This window comes from Streptomyces sp. NPDC002130 (assembly GCF_040296465.1).
Classification (GTDB): Bacteria; Actinomycetota; Actinomycetes; order Streptomycetales; family Streptomycetaceae; genus Streptomyces.
Window position 1 is genome coordinate 1 of sequence record NZ_JBEOXI010000134.1, and the last position, 22,344, is coordinate 22,344.

Below are 22,344 nucleotides of genomic sequence, written 5' to 3' on the forward strand. Positions count from 1 at the left end.
GACCGGCGTACCGGTCGGGCCCACACTGGTGGTCAGATGTCGGCTTGTGCCTGTTTACCCGGTCAGACCGTCACGGGGGTGCCGAGCATCGCGGAGGCGTGCTGCAGCGAGCCGGGGATGCCCAGCGGCGCGGCCTTGGGGAGGGCGCGGCAGGTGAAGCCGAGCTGAGTCATGGCCCGGAGGACTTCGGCGGCGCTGAAGTCACGGCGGTCCTGGCGGGTGATGACTTGGCCGACTTGCTTGACGGGGTAGTGGCGGCGGCCGATGATCACCGATTCTCCGGTGACCGGTTCGGGCTTGATGCCCTTCATCGATTCCAGCACTCCGCCCTTGGTGAGCTCGAAGGGGAAGCGGGCGATGACGCAGCGCATGTGGCCTCACAGGGAGAAGGGAAGAACGGTCCGACGAGGGGCGAGGCGTTTCAGCGGGAGAGGGCGAGGATGCCCGGGGCGCTGCCTTGCTCGTCTACGACTCGCAGGGCACGAGCCGTCGGGAGCTCATCGCGTGCTCGGCTTCGCCCATCGTGGTCACGGGGGAGGTGATCGATCCGTGGTCGCCGAGGATGTCGCGCAGGCGGACGCGGTCCGTGTGAGCGCCGCTGTCGCGGACGGCGGTAAGGCCGGTTCGGGTCACCAGGCCGATGCGCTGGTCGTCCTGGTCGCAGACGACCAGTCGGCCCGTGCGTGCGGCGGCCATGACGGCCAGCGCCACCTCGACGCTCATGTCGTCACAGACCTGCGGTCCGGCCGCGTCCACGACCTCCTCCGCCGTCCTGTACATCGGGTCGGCGTCCGCCGGGCGGGGCTGCGTCTGAACCAGCGTCAAAAGGTGCCTCCTGTAGAGATGGGTCAGCTTCACGGTCACGAAGGTTCTAGGCCACCTCGTCGAGGACGGACTGGCGTACGGGAGTGCGCCGGGTAGCCGAGGAGGGGCGGCGTCGGCCTCGGGAGGAGGCGCTGCGCTTGGGGCGTTCGGCCACCGGTGCGGTGATGACGACCGGGATGCCGGACGGGGCCTGGGCGCCGGTGATCCGGCTCAGCACCTCGTCGCCCGAGCGGATCTGGGTGGTCTGCGGCCGGATTCCGGCGTCCGCCATGAGGCGGACCATGCCTCGGCGCTGGTTCGGCGTGACCAGGGTGACGACGCTGCCGGACTCGCCGGCGCGGGCGGTACGGCCGCCGCGGTGGAGGTAGTCCTTGTGGTCGGTCGGCGGATCGACGTTGACGACCAGGTCGAGGTTGTCGATGTGGATGCCGCGCGCCGCGACATTGGTCGCCACCAGCACGGTGACGTGACCCGTCTTGAACTGCGCCAGCGTGCGGGTCCGCTGGGGCTGCGACTTGCCGCCGTGCAGCGCGGCAGCCCGCACCCCGCTGTTGAGCAGGTCCTGGGTCAGCCGGTCGACGGCGTGCTTGGTGTCCAGGAACATGATCACGCGGCCGTCGCGGGCGGCGATCTCGGTCGTGGCGGCGTGCTTGTCGGCGCCGTGGACGTGCAGGACGTGGTGCTCCATCGTCGTGACCGCACCGGCCGACGGGTCGACGGAGTGCACGACGGGGTCAGTCAGGTAGCGGCGCACCAGAAGGTCGACGTTGCGGTCCAGGGTGGCGGAGAACAGCATCCGCTGCCCCTCCGGACGCACCTGGTCGAGCAGCGCGGTGACCTGGGGCATGAAGCCCATGTCGGCCATCTGGTCAGCCTCGTCCAGCACGGTGATGCCCACGTGGTTCAGCCGGCAGTCGCCACGGTCGATGAGGTCCTTGAGCCGTCCCGGCGTCGCGACGACGACCTCGGCCCCGCCGCGCAGTGCACCGGCCTGCCTGCCGATCGACACCCCTCCCACTACTGTGGCCAGCCGCAGCCGCACGGAGCGGGCGTACGGGGTCAGCGCATCAGTCACCTGCTGTGCCAGCTCACGCGTGGGCACGAGGATCAGCCCCAGCGGCTGGCGGGGCTCGGCACGCTGTCCAGCGGTGCGGGCGAGCAGGGCGAGGCCGAAGGCCAGGGTCTTGCCGGAACCGGTGCGTCCGCGGCCCAGTACGTCACGGCCCGCCAGGGAGTTCGGCAGCGTCGCTCCCTGGATCGGGAACGGTGCGGTCACACCCTGCCTGCCGAGTTCGGCCAGCAGCTGCTCGGGCATGTCGAGATCGGCGAAGCCCTCAACAGCGGGCAGTGCGGGGGTGATCGTCTTCGGCAGCGCGAACTCACCTTGCACGGCGGCGGGCCGACGGCCGTAACCGCCGGAGCGGACGGGGGCTCCGGTACGACGCGGTGCCTGCGAGCCGTAGCCGCTGCCGCCCATTCCGGCGTCGGCGCGGCCGCCGCTGGAGCGGGCGGGGCGGTCGTTCGTGTACGTGCGGTTCATGCGGAACCTTCCTCGATGTGGCACATATCAAGGAATTCCCGCGGCGATGAACGGCATGGAGAATTACAAGTATGGACCGGTGGCAAAAGAATGCAGATCTGGCCGGCGGAGAAATCCGTGGGCACAGGTACTGAAAGAGGTGACGCGATGGGGACCTTGCGATCCGGGCGCCGGCTGCGTGCAGCGCTTCAGGATGCGTCTGCGTCCTGAGGGAGGAGCCGCTTGTAGTGGTACTGCGGATTCCTCCGGGTCGTCCCGCGGTGAAAGCCGCTGCGGGATACACATGCAGCTGGGGCCCGCACCCCGAAGGATGCGGGCCCCAGCTACGGATTGCGCGTGAGCGTCAGGCCGGAACGATGTTCTCGGCCGTCGGGCCCTTCTGGCCCTGCGCGATGTCGAAGTTCACCTTCTGACCCTCGAGCAGCTCACGGAAGCCCTGCGCGGCAATGTTCGAGTAGTGAGCGAACACGTCGGCGCCGCCACCATCCTGCTCGATGAAGCCGAAGCCCTTTTCCGCGTTGAACCACTTCACGGTACCAGCAGCCATGTCATATCTCCTTTGGGGCAGTACATCGGCATCCGCACTGTGCGGACGCCGTGTCGTCGCGATGATCACCCCGCCCGGAAATGACCGGAAATACAAAAGTGCTCCCGACCGGCAGAAGCTGGTGAGGGCACTTGAAGTTTCGGGAACCACAACTGCAACTGAGATATACAGTAGCACGCCGGAACGGCCCGTGTGCGTTAGATAATTCCACTCTGCTCTTCGCGACAAAAACTCCTGCTACACGGCCCCTCAAAATCTGATCCCTCGGGAACAGATATCAACGTCTCAGGAAGAGTTGCCGACGGCGCGCTGCGCGACGGCCGGGGGAAAAGCCGCCGCCCAGGAAACGCAGCTGCGAGACTGTGGGATGACCACGCCGCAGCGGCTGCCGTTCCCGGGCCCGAATGAGCGAGCCCACCTCTTCAGATGGGTAAGGCGCCTGGCCATGAGGGTGATGGCGGCCCGGGTGATCAGGCTCTCGGAGTGCTGGATGAACCGTTCGCACTCCCGCGCATGCCGACGGGACGCCTTCGAGTACTACTCCGACAGCAGACCGCGGCCGCCTTCGTCCGTCCACCGGGCCCGTCGCAGATGAGGCTGCGTCTGACTGGGAGCGGAGACCTCGCAGATCAGACGTTGATCCCGGATCAGGCGCAGACCCACTGGGGCGCCGCCGCGGATGATGTCGGTGACCAGCTCGCTGACGATCAGCTCTGTGGTGAACACCAATGTTCCAGCCCCCAGCGTGATGCCGGACGCCCCTCAGATACAGGACACCGTCGCCCTGGACGGTGACGGGCACGTGATCGCTGAGGCACGCGACCGGGCGGTGGACTTCCTCACCCGTGTCCAGGCGGAGTACAACCTGCCGGTGTCCGCTCACGCAATGGACCTGACCCAACTGGTGGTCAGCGAGCTGGTCACCAACGCCCTCAAGTACGCCCCCGGCCCCGTGCTGATGGAACTGCGACAGAGTCGGGCAGCACGGCCTGGAAATCGTCATGGCCGTCGCGCAGGGCGTCGAGGCCCAGCGGGAGCCGGTCGGCAAACGCATCACCGCCCGCATCGCTCTGCCCGACGACCCCGGCGGGGACATCACCGGGCGCCGCCCCCAGCGACAGCCTGCGCTCCCGTCGGCCTCACCGCCTTCCCTGACGACCTGGCGTGAAGCGGGGCGCTACAGGGGCGAATTCGGCGAGGAGCGGTCGGGGTGGGCACGGTGCCGGCGTGCGGGGTGACGCCGCCGACTGGCAGCGCCGCGAGCGGCGACGTCAGGCGGCGAACGGTGACCGGCGTGGGCGCGGCCGTGGTCGGCGCGGTCACGCTGCTCAGCGTGCCACTGCTGCGGATGATGCGCCCGGAGGGGCCTGCGCACGGAATAACCCTCACGCACCCCCCGAAGTGGGCTCCTCCTGCCAGAAGGAGCCCACCCCTGCACGCAGGCAAGTCCGGTCGGCGTCAGCGCAGTTACCGGCAGGGCGCCCTCGGCGCACAGCAGGGTCCTCAGCCGAGGTCAACACGCCACCAGACGGCGTCAGCCGGGAACCTGCCGACCGCGACAAGGCAGAGTCCTCGGCGGTGACGCGTGGCAGGCTGGCGACCGTCGCCTCCGGCAGTGCCGTAGCGGTCGCTCCACGCGGTCCACGCACCATCGGAGGGAACAGACGGTGCCGCGGGCGCCTCCAAAGGCGTTGGGCTTTGCAGGGGCGAAGGCTGACCTGGTTGGTCGCGAAGAGTTCCCGGGTCGGATGGTCCCCGTCGGCCGTAAGACGCGTGGCGTTCACCGCGACCCTTGCTTCGGGTACTCGAGAGAGGAGAAACCGAGTGCAACGGTGCTCACGGCGGACACTGAGGCCCACCTACTCAGAAACCCCGCCCGGGCCGCACCTGCCGGGCTTCTCGTCGCACTCCGCTCTCACAGACGCCCCTATAACGAGGGGCGCTGGACACCGTTCCGACCAAGTTGAACACCTCTCGAGCGGCGTATCGCTTGAGGCATCGGATGATCTCTCGGCGCTGTGGCCGTCACGCCGCATCCAGCGCCATCACGACCGGATAGGACACCCCGCGCCCAGGTCCGCTAACCAGCCAGTAGACCGTACGACGAGGGTGTGCCGAGCTCGCTGCGGGGGAACTTCAGGTCGCTGCGACCGACCTGGCAGCCTGCTCGATCTTCGCGCACCAGGCTGCACGGGCTTCCTCGTCGATCTGCTTCTCGTGTTCGGCGCGCAACCCGGTCCGGCCGTCGAGGCCCTCGCGCAGGATATCGGCGTGCCCGGCGTGCCGGACGGACTCGCCGAGGACATGGACCATGACGGCGAACAGGTTCGTGTCGGCATGAGGCTCCGGCCACCACGGCACGTGGCCGGGGGCGTCGAGGGGAAGCTCGTCGATCGTCGCGTCCGAGTGTTCCCACGTGCGCCGGTAGAACCCGATGATCTGATCGCGGGTCTCGTCCTCGGTCGCCCACAGATCGCTGCCGTTGGAGTCCTTGCCACCGGGGCAGCGGATCCGGGGAAGGGCGGCCGAAGACCTCGCCGAAGTACCTGGCCTCGACGGTTGCCACGTGTTTGACCAGGCCGAGGAGGTTGGTCCCGGTCGCTGTCAACGGTCGGCGGGCGTCGTAATCGGACAAGCCGTCGAGTTTCCAGAGCAGCGCCTTGCGGTCCCGCCGCAGTCTCCCGTGCAGGGTGTCTTTGGCGAATACATCGATCATGCGGCACGAGCCTGCCATTGCCTGCTCGTGGTCTCAAGATCCCGTACGTGGCCCTGATCAGCTGTCCTTGCCCATCGCCTTGCGGACGGCGTCACGAGTCCGGTCGATCACGGCTGCCACGGGTCCGACGGCGACATTCTCCGCCGCCGTCTCCACTCCCGGATGCGGGCGGGTGGGCGCCATGGCCTCGGCAGCACGGACAGCCGTGGCCATCATGGCAAGCTGCTGCGCTCCGGCCTTCTCGCGCAGCCCGGGGAACTCGTACTGTTCCTCCGAAGCCGCGTGCTGGAGCACGTCCGCGCGCAGTTCCCGCAAGGCGGGCATGAACCCGGGGTCGTCGGGGTCCATGTCATCGAGCCGGCTCAGCTTCTCCTTCGCGGCTCTCTCCTCCTCGAGACGGTCGTCGACCACCTGCTCACCGTCCTCCAGGAGACGGCGGGCCGAAGGGTGGACCACTTCCTCCTCGGCGGTCTCGTGGACGGCCAGCAGGCGGACGAGCCTGCGGAATGCCTCCGCCCGGTCGTCGGCGGTGGCGTTCTCGACCTCGGCGAAGAGATCACGGATGTGGTTGTGCTGCTGCTTCAGCAGTGCCACGACGTCGTCGTTCTCGCCGGCGTCGTCGAGGTGGGGCATGGCGTCGGTCAAGAGATCCTCCCTTGGGGTGCGGGCGGCGTCGGCCCGCAGACAGCGGGCACCTGGGCTTCGTCCAGGTTCTCCCTGGTGACGGGCGACCGCGACCGCGCGGGGCCGAACGGCGCAGGTGATCACCCAGGACGGGCAGCCGGGATCTCGGCCTAGCACGGCTGCGGCGCGCCGCTCCGCATCGCGGCCGGCCACGGGGGGGACCCGGGCCGGGTCCCAGGAGTGCCGAGCCGTGAAGGGGGCGTCGCGATGGGCGTGCAGGACCGGATGGCCGAAGCGCGCCGCGTCGCCAGGAAACGGTTCGGGTGGAGCGACCTGGCCCCCGAGCAGACGGAGGCGATGGAGGCACTGCTCGGCGGCCGCGACGTGCTGGTCGTCATGCCCACCGGTTCCGGCAAGTCGGCGATCTATCAGGTGCCGACCGTCATGCTCGGTGGTCCCGCGGTCGTGGTGTCGCCGCTGATCGCCCTGCAACGACCAGGTCGCCGGCCTGCGGGAGAGCGCGGCACCGGACGCCGTGGCCGTGAACTCGGCACAGCCCCGGTCGGCCACCGACAGGGACTGGCGGGCGATCCGGGACGGGGATGCCGAATACCTGTGCTTGTCCCCCGAGCAGCTGGCCAAGGACAGTGTCGTGGAACAGCTGCGGGAACTGGGTCCCTCTCGAGCGGCGGCGGCGCGTCGACCGCTCGCGCATCGAGATGATGCGCGGCCACGCCGAGACGCCCACCTGCCGCCGCCGGTACCTTCTGGGCTACTTCGGCGAGCAGCTCGACGACCCGTGCGGGCGGTGCGACGTGTGCGACCGCGAGGACGACCTCCCCGTCACCGGGGCCGGGCACCGGGACTCCCCTCCCCCGCCCGGGAACGGCGGGCCCTATGAGACGAACGACCGGGTGCGCCACGCGGAGTGGGGTGCGGGCACGGTGATGCGCACGGAGGAGGACCGCCTCGTCGTGCTGTTCGAGAAGGTCGGCTACAAGACGCTGTCCCTGACAGCAGTACAGGAGGGCGACTTGCTCACCGGTACCTGATGCGCCCGGCGACCGGACCGAGCGGGGCCGCGACCGGGCCGAGCAACAGGTGAAAGCACCACAAACGGTGTGCCTCGCCGCGTCGGGGTACCCGCCACCGGACACGGCCGGCAGCCACTGGGGCGGACGGGCGTTGCTGCCGGTCCGCGCAGAGGAGAGATCCATGCCCGAGACGATCAAAGAGCAGACGGTTGAGCAACTGGGCGGCCCGGGCAGCGTGCTGGCCCGGCAACGCCGTGATCATGCCGAGATGGACAGGTTGATGGGCCGCTACCAGGACCTGGCCGGCGGCGAGGACCGCGAACGGGTCCTGCAGGAGACCGTCCAGCTGGTCTTCAGCCATGCCTTCGCCGAGGAGACCGTGCTGTGGCCGGCTGTCCGGCGCTCGGTCGGGGACGGGCACGAGCTGACCTTGCGGGTCGAGGAGGAACACCAGCAGATCAACGATCTCGTCGCCGACATCGAACGCCTGGGTCCGGGTTCTCCTGAGCGTGAGGAGAAGGTACGGCGGGTCTTCGCACTGATACGGCAGGACATCCGCGACGAGGAGGACCTCGTGCTGCCCCGGTTGCAGGAAGCGCTGCCCGCCGCGCAGCTGCGCCGGCTCGGCACGGCATGGGACACGGTGCGGCGCAGCGCGCCCACCCACCCCCACCCCGTCATCCCGCGGCGCCCGCCCGGCAACGCGGTCCTGGGTGTGCCGCTCGGTCTCCACGACCGGATGCGCGACGCCTTCGGACTGAGTACGTCCACGGGTGCGGCCAGGAAGGTGTTCACCGGGCTCGCCGGGGTCCTGGTGCTGGTCGCGGCCGTCGCGATGCGCCGCAGACGACGTTGAATCAACCGGGTGCGGCGCCGAGTGCCGAGGGCAGCGCGGGCAGGCCGTCGACGTCGGCACGCATCTTCTGATCGGGAGGCATCATGTCCGTGTGGTCATGGGTCCGCGAACACCTGGGGGGTCGCACGAACGAGCCCTCCGCAGAGGTCCGTTCGGGCCGGTCGGAGGACACGGGCGGTAAGCCGGACACCGAGGCGGCGGACCGGCACAGCACGACGGGGACGACGCCCAACGACGTCTTCGTGGGCCGGGTCGCGGGCGACGACCCCGGCTACCTGGAGACGGGCGCCGACAAGCGCGCCGAACCGGACAGCGGAGAGGGCGACGAGACCCCGACATCGACGTAGGGACGACGCCGCCCGGCAGCGGTGATCGCCCAGCAAGGCGTCCCTGCGGCCCCCGGACTACTGGCCGTCCGCGCGCCGAATCCGCCCGAGGTCCTCGCTGTGCCGCCGATTGAGTGACCATCGCGATGCCGGTTGGCGCGGGAACCGGGCAGCGGCTCCTGCGAGGCCGAGCCTGGACGGCGTTCCTCTCCTCCCTGTCCCGAGGCGTGTTCTCCTCTCCTGCGCGGGCCGGTGTGATGGTGCTTGACCTTGTCCTGGCGGGTACCCGACGCCGGCATCCCCAGCCGACGCCGGACGTCGTCGTACGGCAGGAAGGAAGAGCCATGAGCGACTCCGTCCGGTCCGACACCGCACCGGGCACCGGCTCCGCGACCCGCAGGTCCATGGCCGTCTGCGCGCTGATCGGGGCAGCGGTCATGGCCTCCGTCGACGAGATCGTCTTCCATCAGATCCTGGGGTGGCACCACTTCTACGATCGTTCCACCTCCGGCGTGGGCCTGCTGTCCGACGGACTGCTGCACACCGCCGAACTGCTGGCTCTGGTCGCGGGGTTCTTCCTCTACGCCGATCTGCGCCGCCGCAGGGCCCTGTCTTCGGCCCACGCGTGGTCGGGCTTCCTCCTCGGGCTGGGCGCCTTCCAGCTGTTCGACGGAATCGTGGATCACAAACTGCTGCGTCTGCACCAGATCCGCTACGGGGTGGATGTCACTCCGTACGACTGGGCGTGGAACATCACAGGTCTGGTCCTGCTGCTCATCGGCGTGGTCCTGGCCCTGCGCGCCGCCCGCCGCGGCGGGGCCGGGCCGGAGTCGTGACACTCGCGCACGTCGTGACAATCGCGCACGTCCACCCCGGCCCGGCCACCGGACCCGGGACGGGCCAGCTGCTCACCGTCGTGGCCGCGCTGCTGGTGGCGGTGGCGTATCTGCTGGCCGCGGGGCGTCTGCGGCGCCGCGGGGACGCCTGGCCCCGGTGGCGGGATGTGTCGTTCACCGCCGGGGGCGTCGGTACGGCCTGGGCGTCGGGGGGAACGGTGCCGGGAGGACCGTTCACCGGACACATGATCCAGCACCTCCTCCTGGGCATGGCCGCCCCGCTGCTGTTCGTCGTGGCCCGCCCCCTCACCCTCGCCCTGCGAGCCCTCAGGCCCGGCCGGGCACGACGACGCCTGCTGGTCCTCGCGCGCTCCCGTCCCGTCGGCCGGCTCGTCCTCCCACCGCTGGCGGCCCTGCTGGACGTGGGCGGCCTCTGGCTGCTGTATCGGACGGAGCTGTTCGCGGCAATGCGGCACCAGCCGTTCCTGCACGGTGTGGTGCACGCGCACATGCTGGCGGCAGGGCTCGTGTTCACCTTCGCCGTATGCCAGCTCGATCCGGTGCGCCGCCGCTGGAGTGTCGCCGTACGCGGTGCCACCCTGCTGGCCGCCGGCGCCGCGCACGCGGTGCTCGCCAAGACCCTGTACGCACTGCCGCCGCCCGGCACCGACTTCACTCGTGCCGACCTGTACAGCGGCGTCCGATGGATGTACTACGGCGGCGACCTGGTGGACGCGGCCCTGGCGGTGGTGCTGGGGGTGGGCTGGTACGCGGCGGGCGGACGTGCCCGCGCCCGTCGCAACCGACGTGGGGCTGCCGCAACCAGCTCCAAACAGAGGTTGACCGGCCCAACCGGGGCACTCGGTCACCGTCGGCATCTGGACTGGGGGCGTCTGCACCAGCTGCTGCACAGGGCCCGGCAGCAGAGCGAGACGCTGGGTTCCCTGCACGACAGGGCCGCGGCAGGGCTGCGGTCCCCCGCCCCGTCGCGAGGAACGACAGCGGTGATCACCACCGGGAAGGAGACACCCTCATGATCCGTCCTGAGCACATCGAGGCGCTGCTCGGATCCGACGCCGATGACGCCACACTGATCCTCACCGCCGGCACCGTCGCGGTCGTTCCGGCGTCGGCATTGGACAGCGAACGCTACCGAGGAGCCCTGGAGATCGTCTCCCAGCGCGATCTCGCCACCCGGCTCGGCACCACCACACCGTCCCGGCGGGACCTCGAGGAGACCGCCGCTCGTCTGGACACCGCTGCCACACGGCTCGGCGCCTGAGACGGCCGTCCTGGCGCTCGGCCCCCGGGACGGCGGGCGGCGCCGGCCCGTTCCGGCCGTCAGCCGTGAGGGTTGGCCTGCCGCTCAGCTGCCGCTCAGAGGAGACTCCCAGGTGGGATCATGTCGGGACCTTCTCTCCAGGTGGGCCAGCAGGTGCTCCGCCGCGATGGGGGCCATGTCCTGCGGCGCGCCGGCCGCACTCAAAGTGGCGGTGAGCCTTGCCGGGGCTGCTTCCGGCAGGTCCGGGTCGGTAAGGAGGGGAAGGAGCAGCAGCAAGCGGGCGGCTGTGTCCTGGACGCCTTCGGCCGCTGCGGAAGAAGAGTCAGCGATGCGGACCAGTTCGCGCCACGTCAGGCCGATCCCCGAGAAATCTCCTTCCCAGCTGGCGATCTGCTGGGCGTAGCTCCTGTCCGGGTGGGTGAGGAGGTAGTCGGTGCCGTAGTCGCCGACCAGGTTGCGGTAGATCACCACAGCTCCGGGACCGTCTTCGGCCGGCACCCGGAACACCGGCCAGTGTTCGGGATCGAAGAGGACCTCGGACATGGCATCGGCATCGGCGCCGTCATCGCCGAACCACTCCGGAGCCGGCCGCTCGGCACATGCCCCGTCACTGCACATCGCCAGAAGGTAATTCGACCAGAAGCCCGGGCGGGCCAGCAGTGACTCGCCCGCCACCAGCGGGCCGCCGTCGTATCCCTTGATCAGCACCCTCGGATCCTGTCACCAGGCACTGACATGGTCCGCTCGGGGTGTCTTAGGATCCGCGCACCGGCGCCCACCGGGACGCCGACTGCCGCGTGACCGGTGGGTGAAGGCGGTCGTACAGGGGTACCCGCCAGGGCATGATCAAGCGCGCACTGTGGCAGGGGTTGCTCGCGGGTACCGCCGGAGGGGTGGTGATGACCCTCGGCGAGAAGATCGAGCAGGCCGTCACCGGTCGGCCCGACTCCCATGTGCCCGCTCGTGTCCTGCAGCGGCTGACCGGTCTGCCCGAACGACCCGGCCCCCAGCCGCTGCCGGTCAACTGGGGCATGCACTATGGCCAGGCCGCCCTCCTCGGGGTGCTCCGCTCGGTCATGGCCCAGGCCGGACTGCGCGGACCCGTCGCCTCCGCCAAGTTCGCCGTCGTCCGCCTCACCAACGACCAGATCCTGGAGAACGCGACGGGCGTCGGCGCCCCACCGCAGACCTGGCCCCGCAAGGAACTCGTCGTGGACCTGCTGCACAAGGCCGTCTACGCCTTCGCCACGGGTGCCGTCGCCGACGCCTTGGCCGCCCGCGGCGGCCCGGGCCCCGGACAGCGCCACGCCGCCGCCCGCCCCGGCCGCAACGCCCACGTCGGACCCCTGCCCCGCAGGCATGCCTACGGGGCCTGAATCCGGCGGTCCGAGCGACGCGGTTCAGAGCAGGCGTTACCGGCCGGGTACGGATCTTGAGCGGGAACCGCTGGTTCACCGTCGGCCGCTCCCGACGTCCCGCGCACTCCGCGCGGGGGACGAACGAAGCCAGGCGGCGATCCATCCGGTCTGCATCGCGGCATCGAGGAGGTACGTCGGCCGGATCCGCCCCTTGGGGACGTAGACCAGATCGACGGCCAGCAGGGTCAGGGCGGTGCCCAGCCCGATGCGGCGGGCATGGGCCGGGCCCTGCGAGTCCTCGGCCGCCGCGAGCTGGGCGACGCCGGCGGAGGCGAGCAGTCCGCCCGTCGTCATCTGCAGCCACACGTCGGCCTTCGGGCCGAAGACCCACTCGAAGCTGCGCAGGTGCAGCAGGGGCCACAGTCCGCCCACGATGTTGAAGGCACCGTGCGCGACCGCGAGCGTGTGGGCGGGCTCCCGCACTCCGGTTCTGCTCAAGGGACATCCCTCCGTAGGTTCCGGCCGGGTACCCCTGCCCAGCGCCCTCGCTCCGGGCCGAGTTCGACCGTCGTCGTGACCTCGGGTGACGGAGGGGTCCCTCGGCGCCGAACCGGAGACGGCGTGTCAGGACGGCTGGTGGACGCGCTCCGGGACGCACGGTCTGGAGGGCCCGAGCCGTACATGCCTGACTCCTTTTGAGAAGTGCACCAGGGGCTCACCGAGGGGGGCTTCCCGGAGCCCCGCCGCGGCGGTCAGCGTCTCCTCCAGTCCATCGACGGCGGCGCCCGCCAGCGGCCACGGCTCGTGTTCGACGGGCGTCTCCCAGAGCATGCCGAGCCTGCTGGTGTACGCCCGCCAGCGCGAGGTCAGCCACACGTCACGCTCCGTCGGATCGATCGGGTCGCCAGGCCGGACGACCAGGCGGTAGGAGGCGTCACCGATCCATCGGGAGCCGGAGTACGAGACGGTGTCCCCGTCCTTCGACACGCGGAGGGTGCCCGGGTTGTACGGTGCGCCGATGGCGCGGGCCGCAACCATCGGGGGGAAGGCGACCTCGATGGACAGGAACCAGAGCCCGTCCCGGTCGTCACGGTGCCGCCGTACGTACGTGCGCAGGTTGGTCTCGGCGAACGTCGGCAGGCCGGGCAGCGAGGCGGGAACACCGGGTGGTCGCACGTCCGCCATGACAAAGGGGGTGAGCCCCACCCAGGCGGCCCCCTCGTACTCGTCCACCACCAGTCCCCCGGGCAGGAGCGCTTGGACCGCCTCAGGCCGGAACGGCCAGTGGACGAACGTCTGCGTCAGCCAGCCCGCCCGCAGCGCCGGCAGGCGCACCCGCTGCTCTGCCCCGTAAGCCACCACGGGCGTCGGGTCCCCCGCGCACGATCGAAGGAAACCCACGGGGCCGGGGACGGCGGGCGGTCGGCGCCGGCCAGATCTTGAAGAGGGCCAGCACGCCGGGCGTCCGGGCGAAGCGCCTCGCGCGGCTCAGGGAAGGTAGTAGGTCTGCCGCAGGAACGCGGCCGTGTCGCGCAGGGCCTGGGTGTAGCCCGCCTTGTAGCGCGCGTCCGTGTCGGTGCGCCGGCCTTCGGCCGCCGCCCCGGTGTCGAAATCCAGCAGTTCTTCATCAGGCCGCTGCACGGTTTCCTCCTTCGTCGCCCCTCAGGCCGAGGACGAGCAGCCCAGTCGTCCGTCCCAGGTACCGTCCATGCGAAGGCACTGCGCACCGTCCCATGGGCGGCGGCACGGGGCGGCCCCGATGTCACACCCGAAGGTGCCGTTCCATCCAGTCCGCGGCGGCCCGGCGGAACAGGCGCCGGTTGTCCGCGCGCAGGAAGTCGTGACCTTCGTCGCGCAGGGTCAGCAGTTCGGCGTGGACGCCCCGTTCCCGCGCTGCCCGAACGAACTGCCGGGACTCCCCCGGTGGCACGTTGGTGTCGTGTTCGCCGTGGACGGCGAGCAGCGGAACACGCAGCGCTTCGATACGGCTCATCGGTGACAGGTCGCGCAGCAGCTCGCGGTCGCGCTCCGGGTGGCCGTACTTGTGCGCCGCGGACTCCGCGATCCAGGGCTCCGTACCGGCGAAGAAGGTCAGGTAGTCCGACATGCCGCAGACGGCGACTCCGGTGCGGAAGAGATCCGGGTGCCACACGAGGGAGGCGAACGTCAGATAGCCGCCGTACGAGCGGCCCATGACCGCCAGCCGCGTCGGATCGGCGGGGCCCGCGGTGACCGCGTGGGCCGCGCAGTCGGCGACGTCGTCGAACGCGGCGAAACGGCCCGCGCCCAGGTCGGCGTCGACGAACGACCGGCCGTGTCCCAGGGATCCCCGGACGTCGGGGGCGAAGACGTCCAGGCCGCGCCCGATCAGCTCGTGGTAGAGCGGGTTGAACACCGGGCGTTCCTGTTCCTCCGGACCGCCGTGCAGGTGGATGACACACGGTGCCGGTTCGTCGGGGGCGCGCCCCGGCGCCCTGTAGTACCAGCCGCTCAGGGGCAGCCCGTCCCGTGCCGTCAGACGCATGGGGACGGGGCGTACCGGTGGGCGGCCCGGCGGGACGGTGTCCTCGTCCGCGGCGGACCAGGGCGTGCGGAGCACGGACACGCCTTCGTGGGCCCGCCAGACACCCGGGCGGCGTTGCGACCCGGACAGCGCGAGCAGCAGTCGCCCGGCTCCGGCGGCGGTCACGCGGGTGACGACCTCGTGGGGCAGGGGGAGGGGGCGTGCCGGGCCTACCTCGTCGGGGGCGTGCCCGGTCGGGAAGGTCTCGACGAGTTCCAGCTCGCAGGCGCCCTGCACGTTCCATGCCAGCGCGGCGGTACGGCCGTCGTGCGCGAGCGCCAGGAGTTCGAGATCGCTTCCGTCGCGTTCCGCCTTGACGGACGTACCCTCCGGCCTTCCGTCGGCGTCCAGGGCGACGGCGAAGAGCGCCGCGTACTCCCGGTCGGCGTTGCTGCGCAGCCACAGCGTCCGCCCGTCCGGGGAGAACCGTCCGATCCACGGGTCGCCGTCGGCGACCGGCAGGGCGAAGGTGGTCGCCGAGTCGGCGGTGCGGCGGACGACCGCCTCGCGCCGTCCGCGCGGCCCCCGGCGCAGCAGTGCGAAGCGGCCGTCATGGCTGAGGTCGCACGCGCGCAGGGAGGCGGCGTGTGTCTCCGTGGTGAGCAGCACCGGGGACGCGAGGGCGTCGGGATCGATCAGGTAGACCGACAGGCCGCCGTCGGGCCGGGCAGCGGCAGCCGTGGCCGGCGTTCCGTTCGGCGCCGCCCTCGATGCGGCGTCGTACGCGGCCGGGCCGAGGAGCGTCGCGTGACCGTCCCGGTCCGCCCAGTCGGCCCCCGGGCGGGCCCCGGCGAGCAGGCCGTCCGCCGGGCCGTGGTCCAGCAGGGTCCGCCCCACGAGGCCCGGCTGGACGGCGGCGGCCGGAGCCGCGACGGTGACGGAGACGGCCGAGCCGTCGTGCGCCCAGCACCCCAGGTGGGCGGAACTGGCCGGGTCGGCCCCGGCCAGGATGCGGCGGCCGGTGCCGTCGGGCCGTACGCACAGCACGCGCGTGTGTTCGCCCCCGCCCGGCGCGGTGGTGTACGCGATCCAGCGGCCGTCCGGTGACCAGGACACCTCCTTGACGGGATCCGGTGAGGAGTCGAGCAGGCGCACCTCGTCGCCGGCGACGGGTCCGCCCCACAGCTGGGGGACGCCGCCCCGGTCGCAGATGAAGGCCGCCTCGGTGCCGTCGGCGTTGGCGGAGGGGTACCAGCAGCCGTGCGCGCCCAGCCGGGTCACTGCGTCTCGGGGGCCACCCGACTCGGGCAGCACCACCGGCGCCGGCGCGGGCGCGGCGGCGTCGGCGGCGCCCGGCCGGTCCCCTGTCCTGCCGTCCTGGACCGGCACGAGTGCCGGACCGAGTGTCCCGGGAGCAGGGAGGACCGGCGCCGGGCCGTCCACCGCCCGCATGCCCCAGTGTTCGGTCACGTGATTCCGTGGGTCTGCAGCCATATCTCCAGCAAAGCTATCTGCCACAAAGCGTTCGCGCCCCGCCCGGTGCGGTGCTCGTCGGGCGCCTCGAGGAGCTCGGCGACATACGACTCCTGGAACAGCCCGCGCTGCTTGGCCTCCGGTGCCTCGAGTGCCTCGCGCACGCGCTGCAGGACGGGTCCTGCCATGTGCCGGATGGCCGGTACCGGGAAATAGCCCTTGGGGCGGTCGACGACCTCGCTCGGCAGGAGCTTGCGGCCCGCCTCCTTCAGCACGCCCTTGCCGCCGTCGGCCAGTTTGAGTTCCGGCGGGCAGGCCGCCGCCAGTTCCACGAGTTCGTGATCGAGGAAGGGCACGCGGGCCTCCAGGCCCCAGGCCATGGTCATGTTGTCGACTCGCTTGACGGGGTCGTCGACGAGCATCACGTGCGTGTCCAGGCGGAGCGCGGCGTCCAGCGCGGTCTGCGCCCCCGGTACGGCCATGTGACGGCGGACGAAGTCGCCCGAGACGTCGTCGGGGGGCAGCAGCTCCGGCCGCAGGATCCGGCCGAGATCGGCGTGCGACCGGTCGAAGTACGTCTCGGCGTAGCGCTCCGGTTCGTCGTCACGGGGGACCTCGGCCAGCTGCGGGTACCAGTGGTAGCCGGCGAAGACCTCGTCGGCGCCCTGCCCGCTCTGCACGACCTTCACTTCCTTGGACACCTGCTCGGACAGCAGGTGGAAGGCGACCACGTCGTGGCTGATCATCGGCTCGCTCATCGCCGCGACCGCCCCGTCCAGCGCCGTGGAGACCCGCTCGGAGGGAACCATCATCCGGCGGTGGTCGGTGCCGAACTCCCGGGCCACGAGGTCGGAGTACCGGAACTCGTCGCCCTTCTCGCCGCCCTCCGTCTCGAACCCGACGCTGAACGTCATCAGGTCGCGCTGCCCCTCCTCGGCCAGCAGAGCGACGATCAGACTGGAGTCGAGTCCGCCGGAGAGCAGCACCCCGACCGGTACGTCGGAGACCATGCGGCGGCGCACGGCCGTGCGCAGCGCGTCCAGCACCACGTCCCGCCATTCGTCCGCGCCCATGCCGGCGCATTCCGCCCGGCGTGTGTAGGACGGCTGCCAGTAGCAGTGATCCTTGTGGGTGCCGTCGGGTTCGACGACCCGCACCGTGGCCGGGGGGAGCTTGCGCACGCCGTTGACGACGGTGCGTGGTGCCGCGACCGTGGCGTGCCAGCTCAGGTACTGGTGGAGGGCGACCGGATCGAGTGAGGTGTCGACGTCTCCTGCGGCGAGGAGGGCGGGCAGCGTGGAGGCGAACCGCAGCCGGTCAGGTGTCCGTGCCAGGTACAGCGGCTTGATGCCGAGGCGGTCCCGGGCGAGGATCACGCGGCCGGTCCGGTGCTCGACGATCGCGAAGGCGAACATGCCGCAGAAGTGCTCGACGCAGGAGGTGCCCCACTGCAGGTAGGCGTTGAGCATCACCTCCGTGTCCGAGGTCGACCGGAAGCGGTGCCCGAGGCGGCGCAACTCCTCTCGCAGCTCCGGATAGTTGTACACGCAGCCGTTGAAGACGCCGGTGACCTCTCCCCGGGCGTCCGTCATCGGCTGCCCTCCCCGGTCCGACAGGTCGATGATTTTCAGTCGCCGGTGTCCCAGCGCGACCGCGCCCCGTGTCCAGGTGCCCTGCCCGTCGGGTCCACGGGCGGCGAGCCGGTCGGTCATGCGTCCGACGGCCGCCAGGTCGGGCCGCCGGCCGTCGAAGCGGATCTCCCCGCTCAGACCGCACATGGCATCCCGCCTCCCTTCCCGGTACCGGCGACGGTGCGCCGCGACGCGACTACCGGCGCCCGCCCTTCTGCCGGGATACGGGCGGTGCTGCACGACATGACCAAACCCTTTCTGCGCGGGGACAGGACACACGTTCTGCAACGGGGCAGGACGCACGGCGGGCGCTGTTGCCCGAGAAGGCCGTGCCGCCGAGGCGGCGAGCGCCTGCGGGGGGCTGCTGTACGCGGAGGCTGTGGGACCGGTGGCGGTCTCATGGCACGCACCGCTGGTCAGGGGCCGATGGCCTCCGGCGCCCCGGAACCGGCGGAGGAGCGCGGGCCGCGCGCGGCGACGGCCGGGGTGAGCCCGCGGCCGGGCGGCGTGCACCGGCGGTGTGCGCGTTCGCCACGGGTCTCGGCGATCAGCATGTCGACACACCCGAGGAGATCCTCCTCCTGTGCCGTACGGCGGACGCGCCGGGCGGCGCTTCCGTCCGCGAGGACCGCCTCGGTCAGCGCCCGAACGGTGTGCCAGTCCCCGTGGGCCTCCAGGGCGGGCCGGAGTCGGACGAGCATCTTGCGCAGGACCTGGCGTGCCGGTGCCTCGCGGTGGGTCTCGGGGTCCACCAGGGCGCCTTCGAGCCCGGATCGGGCGGCACGCCATGTCGCGCCCCGCAGCCACTCGTGCCGACCCGCGCATGCAGGGTCGTGCCTGCGCAGCCGTTCGCGGGCCTCGGTCACCAGGGCGCGGAAGAGCCCGGCGATGAGCACGACGGTCTCGGCACGCGGGCAGGCATCACATATGCGCAGTTCCAGCGTTCGCAGATGGGCAGAGGGACGGACGTCGTAGTAGATCATCCCCGCGTCGCTGATGACCCCGGCCCGTATGAAGTCGTCCACCGCCGCGTCGTACTCGGCCGCGCTGGAGAAACAGCCGGCCGGCCCCGCGGTGGGCCAGCGCTGCCACACCATGGAACGCCAGCTCGCGTACCCCGTGTCGGCCCCCTGCCAGAAGGGCGAACTCGCGGAGACGGCCAGCAGGACGGGCAGCCAGGGCGAGACCTCGCACATGACGCGTACGGCGGTGTCGCGGTCGGGCACGTCCACATGGACCTGGGCGCCGCAGATGAGCTGCTCGTCGGCGACCCTGCGGTACTCCTCGGCCATGTGGTGGTAGCGGGCGTCGGCGGTGGGGTTCGCGGCGGCCGCGGGCGCCAGTGGGGCCGTCCCCGCGGCCACCACGGCCAGCCCCTGCGAGGAGGCGGCCGCGTCCAGCTGCCGTCTCAGGCGGCTGAGGTCGGCGTACAGGTCGTGCAGGGATCCGTGCACCGCGCTGTTGGTCTCCACGGTGCACTGGTGCAGTTCCTCCGTGAAGGTCCCCCGGGGAAGCCGTCGCAGGATCGCGTCGGCACGCGGCACGAGCAGTCCGCTCTCCACCTCCAGGACGTGGAACTCCTCCTCCACCCCGATGCGCATGGTCAAAATCACTCCTAGGGATCCGAGCGCTGCCCTCGGGGCGGTACGAGACCCGGCCCTTGACGACGGGCGGCTGTGATGTGCTCTGAGTTCCCAGCTCACCCGCGGATAAGCTCAGCACTGCCCATGTGACACGCCGGCCCCACAGATGAGCACGTGGGATGGACGACGCCGGCAGCGAAGGAGTGAGGCTGTCGTGTGGCTCCTGCCCGGTGCCCTCACAGGTCGCCGGGCAGGCCTAGGCCGGTGAGGGCGCCGACCGGGTCCAGGTCCGGGGTGCCTCTCGGCCACCAGTCGTCCTGGCCCGGCTCGGACTCGTAGGCGTACCAGAGGCCGTCGCGGCCGAGACGGAGCTGGACGTGGCCCTGGGGGTGGGTGAGGTGGTTGCGCCAGGGCCGGAAGGCGGGCAGGTCGGCGGCGAGGAGCAGGGGCCTGGCACGGTCGAACCGGCCGGCGGGCGGGTCCCACGGCTCCTCCAGTACGGCGAGGCCCTCCAGTCCGCCCTGACGCCAGGCTGCTACCGCGCGGGCCAGCTCGGACGTGGTGCGGCCCGCCGCGGAGGCGAGGGACGCGTACAGCGCCCGGGTACCGGCGGTGAGTCCCGCCCCGGGGCGGGCGGCGGCCAGACGGACCGCGTCCTGCCAGAAGGTCAGCCGCCCGACCGGGTCACGGCCGGTGCCGAGCAGGGCGTGGGCGCGGGCGGCGGCGTCCGTCGCCAGCTGGTCCAGCGCGAAGGGGTCCGGGCCGCCGGGGGCCGCCGGGTAGGCCGGGGGCTGCTCGGGGTGCGCGAGCGGAGGCAGTGGAGCGGGGAGGGGCGGGAGGGCGCGCGAGGCGAGGACCTCGGCGGCCCGCACGCCGGGCAGGGGCGCCGGGCCCTTGTCCTGTGCGGCGCGAGCGGCACGGGTGGCACTCAGCCGGGACAGCGCGTCGAGCAGCTCCCGTTCGCCCCGGCCACGCAGCAGGAGCAGCACGAAGGGGTCGGCATCGAGCAGCCGGGCGGTCTGGTAGCAGAGGGCGGCCGCGTGCTTGCAGGGGTGGCCGCGGTCGGGGCAGCTGCACCGGGGCTCCAGGTCGCCGGGACCGGGCAGCAGCGGCACGCCGCACTCCGCGAGGGACTGGGGCATCTCCTTGTCGAGCAGCGCCGCGATGTGCCCGGGGCGGTCGGCGGCGGTGTCCAGGAAACGGTCCCAGTCGGTGTCGTCGAGTGTGCGCAGGTGTACCTGGACGCGGTACGGGCGGGGGCGGCTGCCCTGGACGTAGGCCAGCACCAGTCCGGGAGTCACGGTGATGGCGTCGACATGGCCCTGCCCCGCGTACCCGCGCCCGCGCTCCAGCCGCTTCACGTCCAGCGCGCCCTGCTCCAGCGCTCCGACCCAGGCGTTTCCCCACCAGCTCTCGGCGAAGCGGTCGCCGTCCGGGGGTGGGAGGGGCGGGAAGGTGCGGCGGAGTTCGTGGTCGCGCGCCGGGGCGGCCATGGAGCGGGGGGTTCGGGAGGGGCGAGGGGTGCCGGACGCCGAGGTTGAGGACGGGGCCGGTGTGGGCGCCGAGGTCACTGGTGCGGAGCTCTGAGGAGAGGGGTGGTGGGGGCGGGCGTGGGGCGGGGCCGGGGTGGATGCCGGGGACGGCGTCACCGGGTCGGCGGTGTGCGGGGCGGCGGTGGACGGTGTCACCAGGTCGGCGCTGTGCGGGGCGGCGGTGGACGGTGTCACCGGGTCGGCGCTGTGCGGGGCGGCGGGGCCGGGGGCACGGGGCGTTGTGTGGCCGGTGGGCGGGTCCGAGTCCGGATCACGGGGGGCCGAGTCGCCGGTGGGCAGGGCCCGGTCCGCATCACCAGGTGCCGAGTCGACGGTGGGCAGGGCCGAGCCCGGATCGCGGGATGCCGAGTCGCCGGTCCCGGGGGCGTCGGCCCCGGGGGCGCCGGTCCCGGGGGCGCCGGCCCCGGGGGCGCCGGCCCCGGGGGCGCCGGTCTGGGGGGCGCCGGTCCCGGGGGCGCCGGTCCCGGGCGGGGTGGAGGAGGGGTCCTGGGCGCCGGTTCGGGGCCTTGGGCTTTGGGTGTTGTGGGGCGTCTCCCGGGTCGGCGCGGCCGGGCCGTGCCCGCTCTGCGGCCTCCCCGCGGCTTGGTCGGCGTCGCCGTGCAGCAGGTCGGTCAGGCGGGCGGACCGGCCGGACCGCCCGGCCGTCGGCTGATGGTCGTCGGAGGCCGTGTCGGGCAGGTCCGGCAGGTCCGGCATCAGGAATGCGCCGGAGAGCAGCTGCGCCACGTCACGCGCACCCCGGCCAGGGACGTCCGCGGCCGCTCGTCGCGCAGCCGCTGCTCTCTCGTCCACGGCGCTCTGCCGGGCCCGGCGCCGGCGGCGGGCACCTTCCCGCTCCGTCTCCTCCCGGGCCCGCCGCGCGTCGTCCCGGGCCGCGCGCAGCGCCTCGCGCGCAACGTCCGCGGCCCGCCGCCCGGTCCCCGCCCGACCGGAGGAATCCGCAGGGGCCGGAGTGGCCTCCGGAGGGCTCGTCTGCTGGTCACCGGATGCCTGGGGCTCCGGCGTCACGGCCGCCGGGAGGCCGTCAGGCGCACTGTCGACATGGGGTGCACCGGCGCCCTCGGGACCACCACCGTCCGCCTCGGGGACAGGCCTCCCCTCCTGCCCGCCGACAGTTGCCCCCTCCTGCCCGCCGGAGCCGTCGGTGGCGCTGCTGACCTCGGGCGCGCCGCCGCCGGCCCGCCCACCGCCGGCCACCCCGGAACCACCGGCACCCCCGGACACACCACCGACCGCCCGCCCGCCGGCGGCCACCCCGGAACCACCGGCGTCACCGGCCGCGCCGGCGCCCTCGGAGGGATCAGCGGAGTCGAAGGCATCGGCGTCCGCCCGTCCACTCCCCCGGTGCTCGGACACCGCCCTTCGCAGTGCCTCCCGTGCCGCGTCCGCCGGCCTGGGCGCCCCCTGGTCTGCCGCTCCGTCGGAGGGGGACGGCGGCTCCGGGCGGGCGGCCGGGGCCGGAGCGGGGTCCTGGGCCGCTCGTTCCCGGGCCTCGCGCAGCGCACGGCGGGCCTCGTCGGACGGGCGGGCGCTCATGACGTACTCGGCGAGGACGGCGGGGCGTGCGGTTCGCAGCCCTGGTGGGACGTCATGACGACCTCCGCAGGGACACCAGGTCGGACAGCTCCCGGTCCGTCAGTTCCGTGAGGGAGGACTC

Annotated in this window: 20 protein-coding genes and 4 pseudogenes; 9 read left to right on the top strand and 15 right to left on the bottom strand. The window is 72.1% G+C overall.

What is annotated here, in order from left to right; translation table 11 throughout:
- Positions 1–62: 62 nt before the first annotated feature.
- From ABT116_RS24260 to ABT116_RS24285, 5 genes and pseudogenes are all read right to left on the bottom strand, one after another.
- A complete protein-coding gene (locus tag ABT116_RS24260; RefSeq protein WP_161065176.1) occupies positions 63–371 on the bottom strand; it encodes an SCO5918 family protein in 309 nt (102 codons plus the stop codon).
- 50 nt (positions 372–421) lie between these two features.
- Positions 422–825 (bottom strand): annotated as a pseudogene (locus ABT116_RS24265) (CBS domain-containing protein).
- Positions 826–871: 46 nt separating this feature from the next.
- Complete coding sequence (locus ABT116_RS24270) at positions 872–2,365, bottom strand: DEAD/DEAH box helicase (RefSeq protein ID WP_351637449.1); 1,494 nt, start codon at positions 2,363–2,365, stop codon at positions 872–874.
- A gap of 343 nt (positions 2,366–2,708) precedes the next feature.
- Positions 2,709–2,912 (bottom strand): cold-shock protein, encoded by a 204-nt coding sequence (locus ABT116_RS24275; RefSeq protein ID WP_003973099.1) that lies wholly within the window; start codon positions 2,910–2,912, stop codon positions 2,709–2,711.
- Positions 2,913–3,458: 546 nt separating this feature from the next.
- Positions 3,459–3,661 (bottom strand): annotated as a pseudogene (locus tag ABT116_RS24285) (ATP-binding protein); the annotation flags it as partial.
- Between ABT116_RS24285 and ABT116_RS24290 the strand changes: the two are divergent.
- Positions 3,661–4,150: pseudogene (locus tag ABT116_RS24290) on the top strand (ATP-binding protein). The pseudogenes ABT116_RS24285 and ABT116_RS24290 overlap by 1 nt on opposite strands.
- Positions 4,151–5,048: 898 nt before the next feature.
- Here the strand turns inward: ABT116_RS24290 and ABT116_RS24295 are convergent.
- Both ABT116_RS24295 and ABT116_RS24300 read right to left on the bottom strand, forming a co-directional pair.
- Positions 5,049–5,628: pseudogene (locus tag ABT116_RS24295) on the bottom strand (DinB family protein).
- Positions 5,629–5,685: 57 nt separating this feature from the next.
- On the bottom strand, positions 5,686–6,261 hold the full coding sequence (locus ABT116_RS24300) for a hemerythrin domain-containing protein (protein ID WP_502983927.1): 576 nt from the start codon (positions 6,259–6,261) through the stop codon (positions 5,686–5,688).
- A 387-nt stretch (positions 6,262–6,648) separates the two neighbouring features.
- On the opposite strand from ABT116_RS24300, the gene ABT116_RS24305 reads away from it, so the two are divergent.
- From ABT116_RS24305 to ABT116_RS24335, 7 genes are all read left to right on the top strand, one after another.
- On the top strand, positions 6,649–6,975 hold the full coding sequence (locus tag ABT116_RS24305) for a hypothetical protein (protein WP_351637496.1): 327 nt from the start codon (positions 6,649–6,651) through the stop codon (positions 6,973–6,975).
- Positions 6,900–7,304, top strand: a complete 405-nt coding sequence (locus ABT116_RS24310; protein ID WP_351637454.1) for a RecQ family zinc-binding domain-containing protein — start codon at positions 6,900–6,902, stop codon at positions 7,302–7,304. The genes ABT116_RS24305 and ABT116_RS24310 overlap by 76 nt, the downstream gene beginning before the upstream one ends.
- Positions 7,305–7,467: 163 nt before the next feature.
- Positions 7,468–8,142, top strand: a complete 675-nt coding sequence (locus ABT116_RS24315; RefSeq protein ID WP_351637457.1) for a hemerythrin domain-containing protein — start codon at positions 7,468–7,470, stop codon at positions 8,140–8,142.
- A gap of 83 nt (positions 8,143–8,225) precedes the next feature.
- Positions 8,226–8,489 (top strand): hypothetical protein, encoded by a 264-nt coding sequence (locus tag ABT116_RS24320; RefSeq protein ID WP_351637461.1) that lies wholly within the window; start codon positions 8,226–8,228, stop codon positions 8,487–8,489.
- A 323-nt stretch (positions 8,490–8,812) separates the two neighbouring features.
- Positions 8,813–9,304: a DUF2243 domain-containing protein gene (locus ABT116_RS24325; RefSeq protein ID WP_351637465.1), complete on the top strand. Its 492-nt coding sequence runs from the start codon at positions 8,813–8,815 to the stop codon at positions 9,302–9,304.
- 14 nt (positions 9,305–9,318) lie between these two features.
- Entirely contained in the window at positions 9,319–10,341 is a 1,023-nt protein-coding gene (locus tag ABT116_RS24330; RefSeq protein ID WP_351637469.1) for a cytochrome c oxidase assembly protein, read from the top strand.
- Positions 10,338–10,586, top strand: coding sequence for a hypothetical protein (locus ABT116_RS24335; protein ID WP_351637472.1), 249 nt, complete (start codon positions 10,338–10,340; stop codon positions 10,584–10,586). The genes ABT116_RS24330 and ABT116_RS24335 overlap by 4 nt, the downstream gene beginning before the upstream one ends.
- Before the next feature lie 84 nt (positions 10,587–10,670).
- Here the strand turns inward: ABT116_RS24335 and ABT116_RS24340 are convergent, their stop codons facing one another.
- Complete coding sequence (locus tag ABT116_RS24340; RefSeq protein ID WP_351637475.1) at positions 10,671–11,294, bottom strand: hypothetical protein; 624 nt, start codon at positions 11,292–11,294, stop codon at positions 10,671–10,673.
- 134 nt (positions 11,295–11,428) lie between these two features.
- Here ABT116_RS24340 and ABT116_RS24345 point away from each other — a divergent pair, with 134 nt between their 5' ends.
- Entirely contained in the window at positions 11,429–11,962 is a 534-nt protein-coding gene (locus tag ABT116_RS24345) for a hypothetical protein (RefSeq protein WP_351637478.1), read from the top strand.
- A gap of 75 nt (positions 11,963–12,037) precedes the next feature.
- On the opposite strand, the gene ABT116_RS24350 is transcribed toward ABT116_RS24345, so the two are convergent.
- The 7 genes from ABT116_RS24350 to ABT116_RS24380 all read right to left on the bottom strand — a co-directional run bounded on the left by ABT116_RS24350 (position 12,038) and on the right by ABT116_RS24380 (position 21,383).
- Entirely contained in the window at positions 12,038–12,442 is a 405-nt protein-coding gene (locus ABT116_RS24350) for a hypothetical protein (RefSeq protein ID WP_351637481.1), read from the bottom strand.
- A gap of 126 nt (positions 12,443–12,568) precedes the next feature.
- A complete protein-coding gene (locus tag ABT116_RS24355; RefSeq protein ID WP_351637485.1) occupies positions 12,569–13,306 on the bottom strand; it encodes a YqjF family protein in 738 nt (245 codons plus the stop codon).
- Between the two features lie 126 nt (positions 13,307–13,432).
- Positions 13,433–13,585: a hypothetical protein gene (locus ABT116_RS24360; protein WP_351637487.1), complete on the bottom strand. Its 153-nt coding sequence runs from the start codon at positions 13,583–13,585 to the stop codon at positions 13,433–13,435.
- Positions 13,586–13,706: 121 nt separating this feature from the next.
- Positions 13,707–15,899, bottom strand: coding sequence for a S9 family peptidase (locus ABT116_RS24365; protein ID WP_502983928.1), 2,193 nt, complete (start codon positions 15,897–15,899; stop codon positions 13,707–13,709).
- A 14-nt stretch (positions 15,900–15,913) separates the two neighbouring features.
- On the bottom strand, positions 15,914–17,698 hold the full coding sequence (locus ABT116_RS24370) for an N-acetylglutaminylglutamine amidotransferase (protein ID WP_351637491.1): 1,785 nt from the start codon (positions 17,696–17,698) through the stop codon (positions 15,914–15,916).
- A 269-nt stretch (positions 17,699–17,967) separates the two neighbouring features.
- Complete coding sequence (locus ABT116_RS24375; protein WP_351637494.1) at positions 17,968–19,152, bottom strand: carboxylate-amine ligase; 1,185 nt, start codon at positions 19,150–19,152, stop codon at positions 17,968–17,970.
- Between the two features lie 218 nt (positions 19,153–19,370).
- Positions 19,371–21,383, bottom strand: coding sequence for an SWIM zinc finger family protein (locus ABT116_RS24380; protein WP_351637498.1), 2,013 nt, complete (start codon positions 21,381–21,383; stop codon positions 19,371–19,373).
- Between the last annotated feature and the right edge of the window lie 961 nt (positions 21,384–22,344).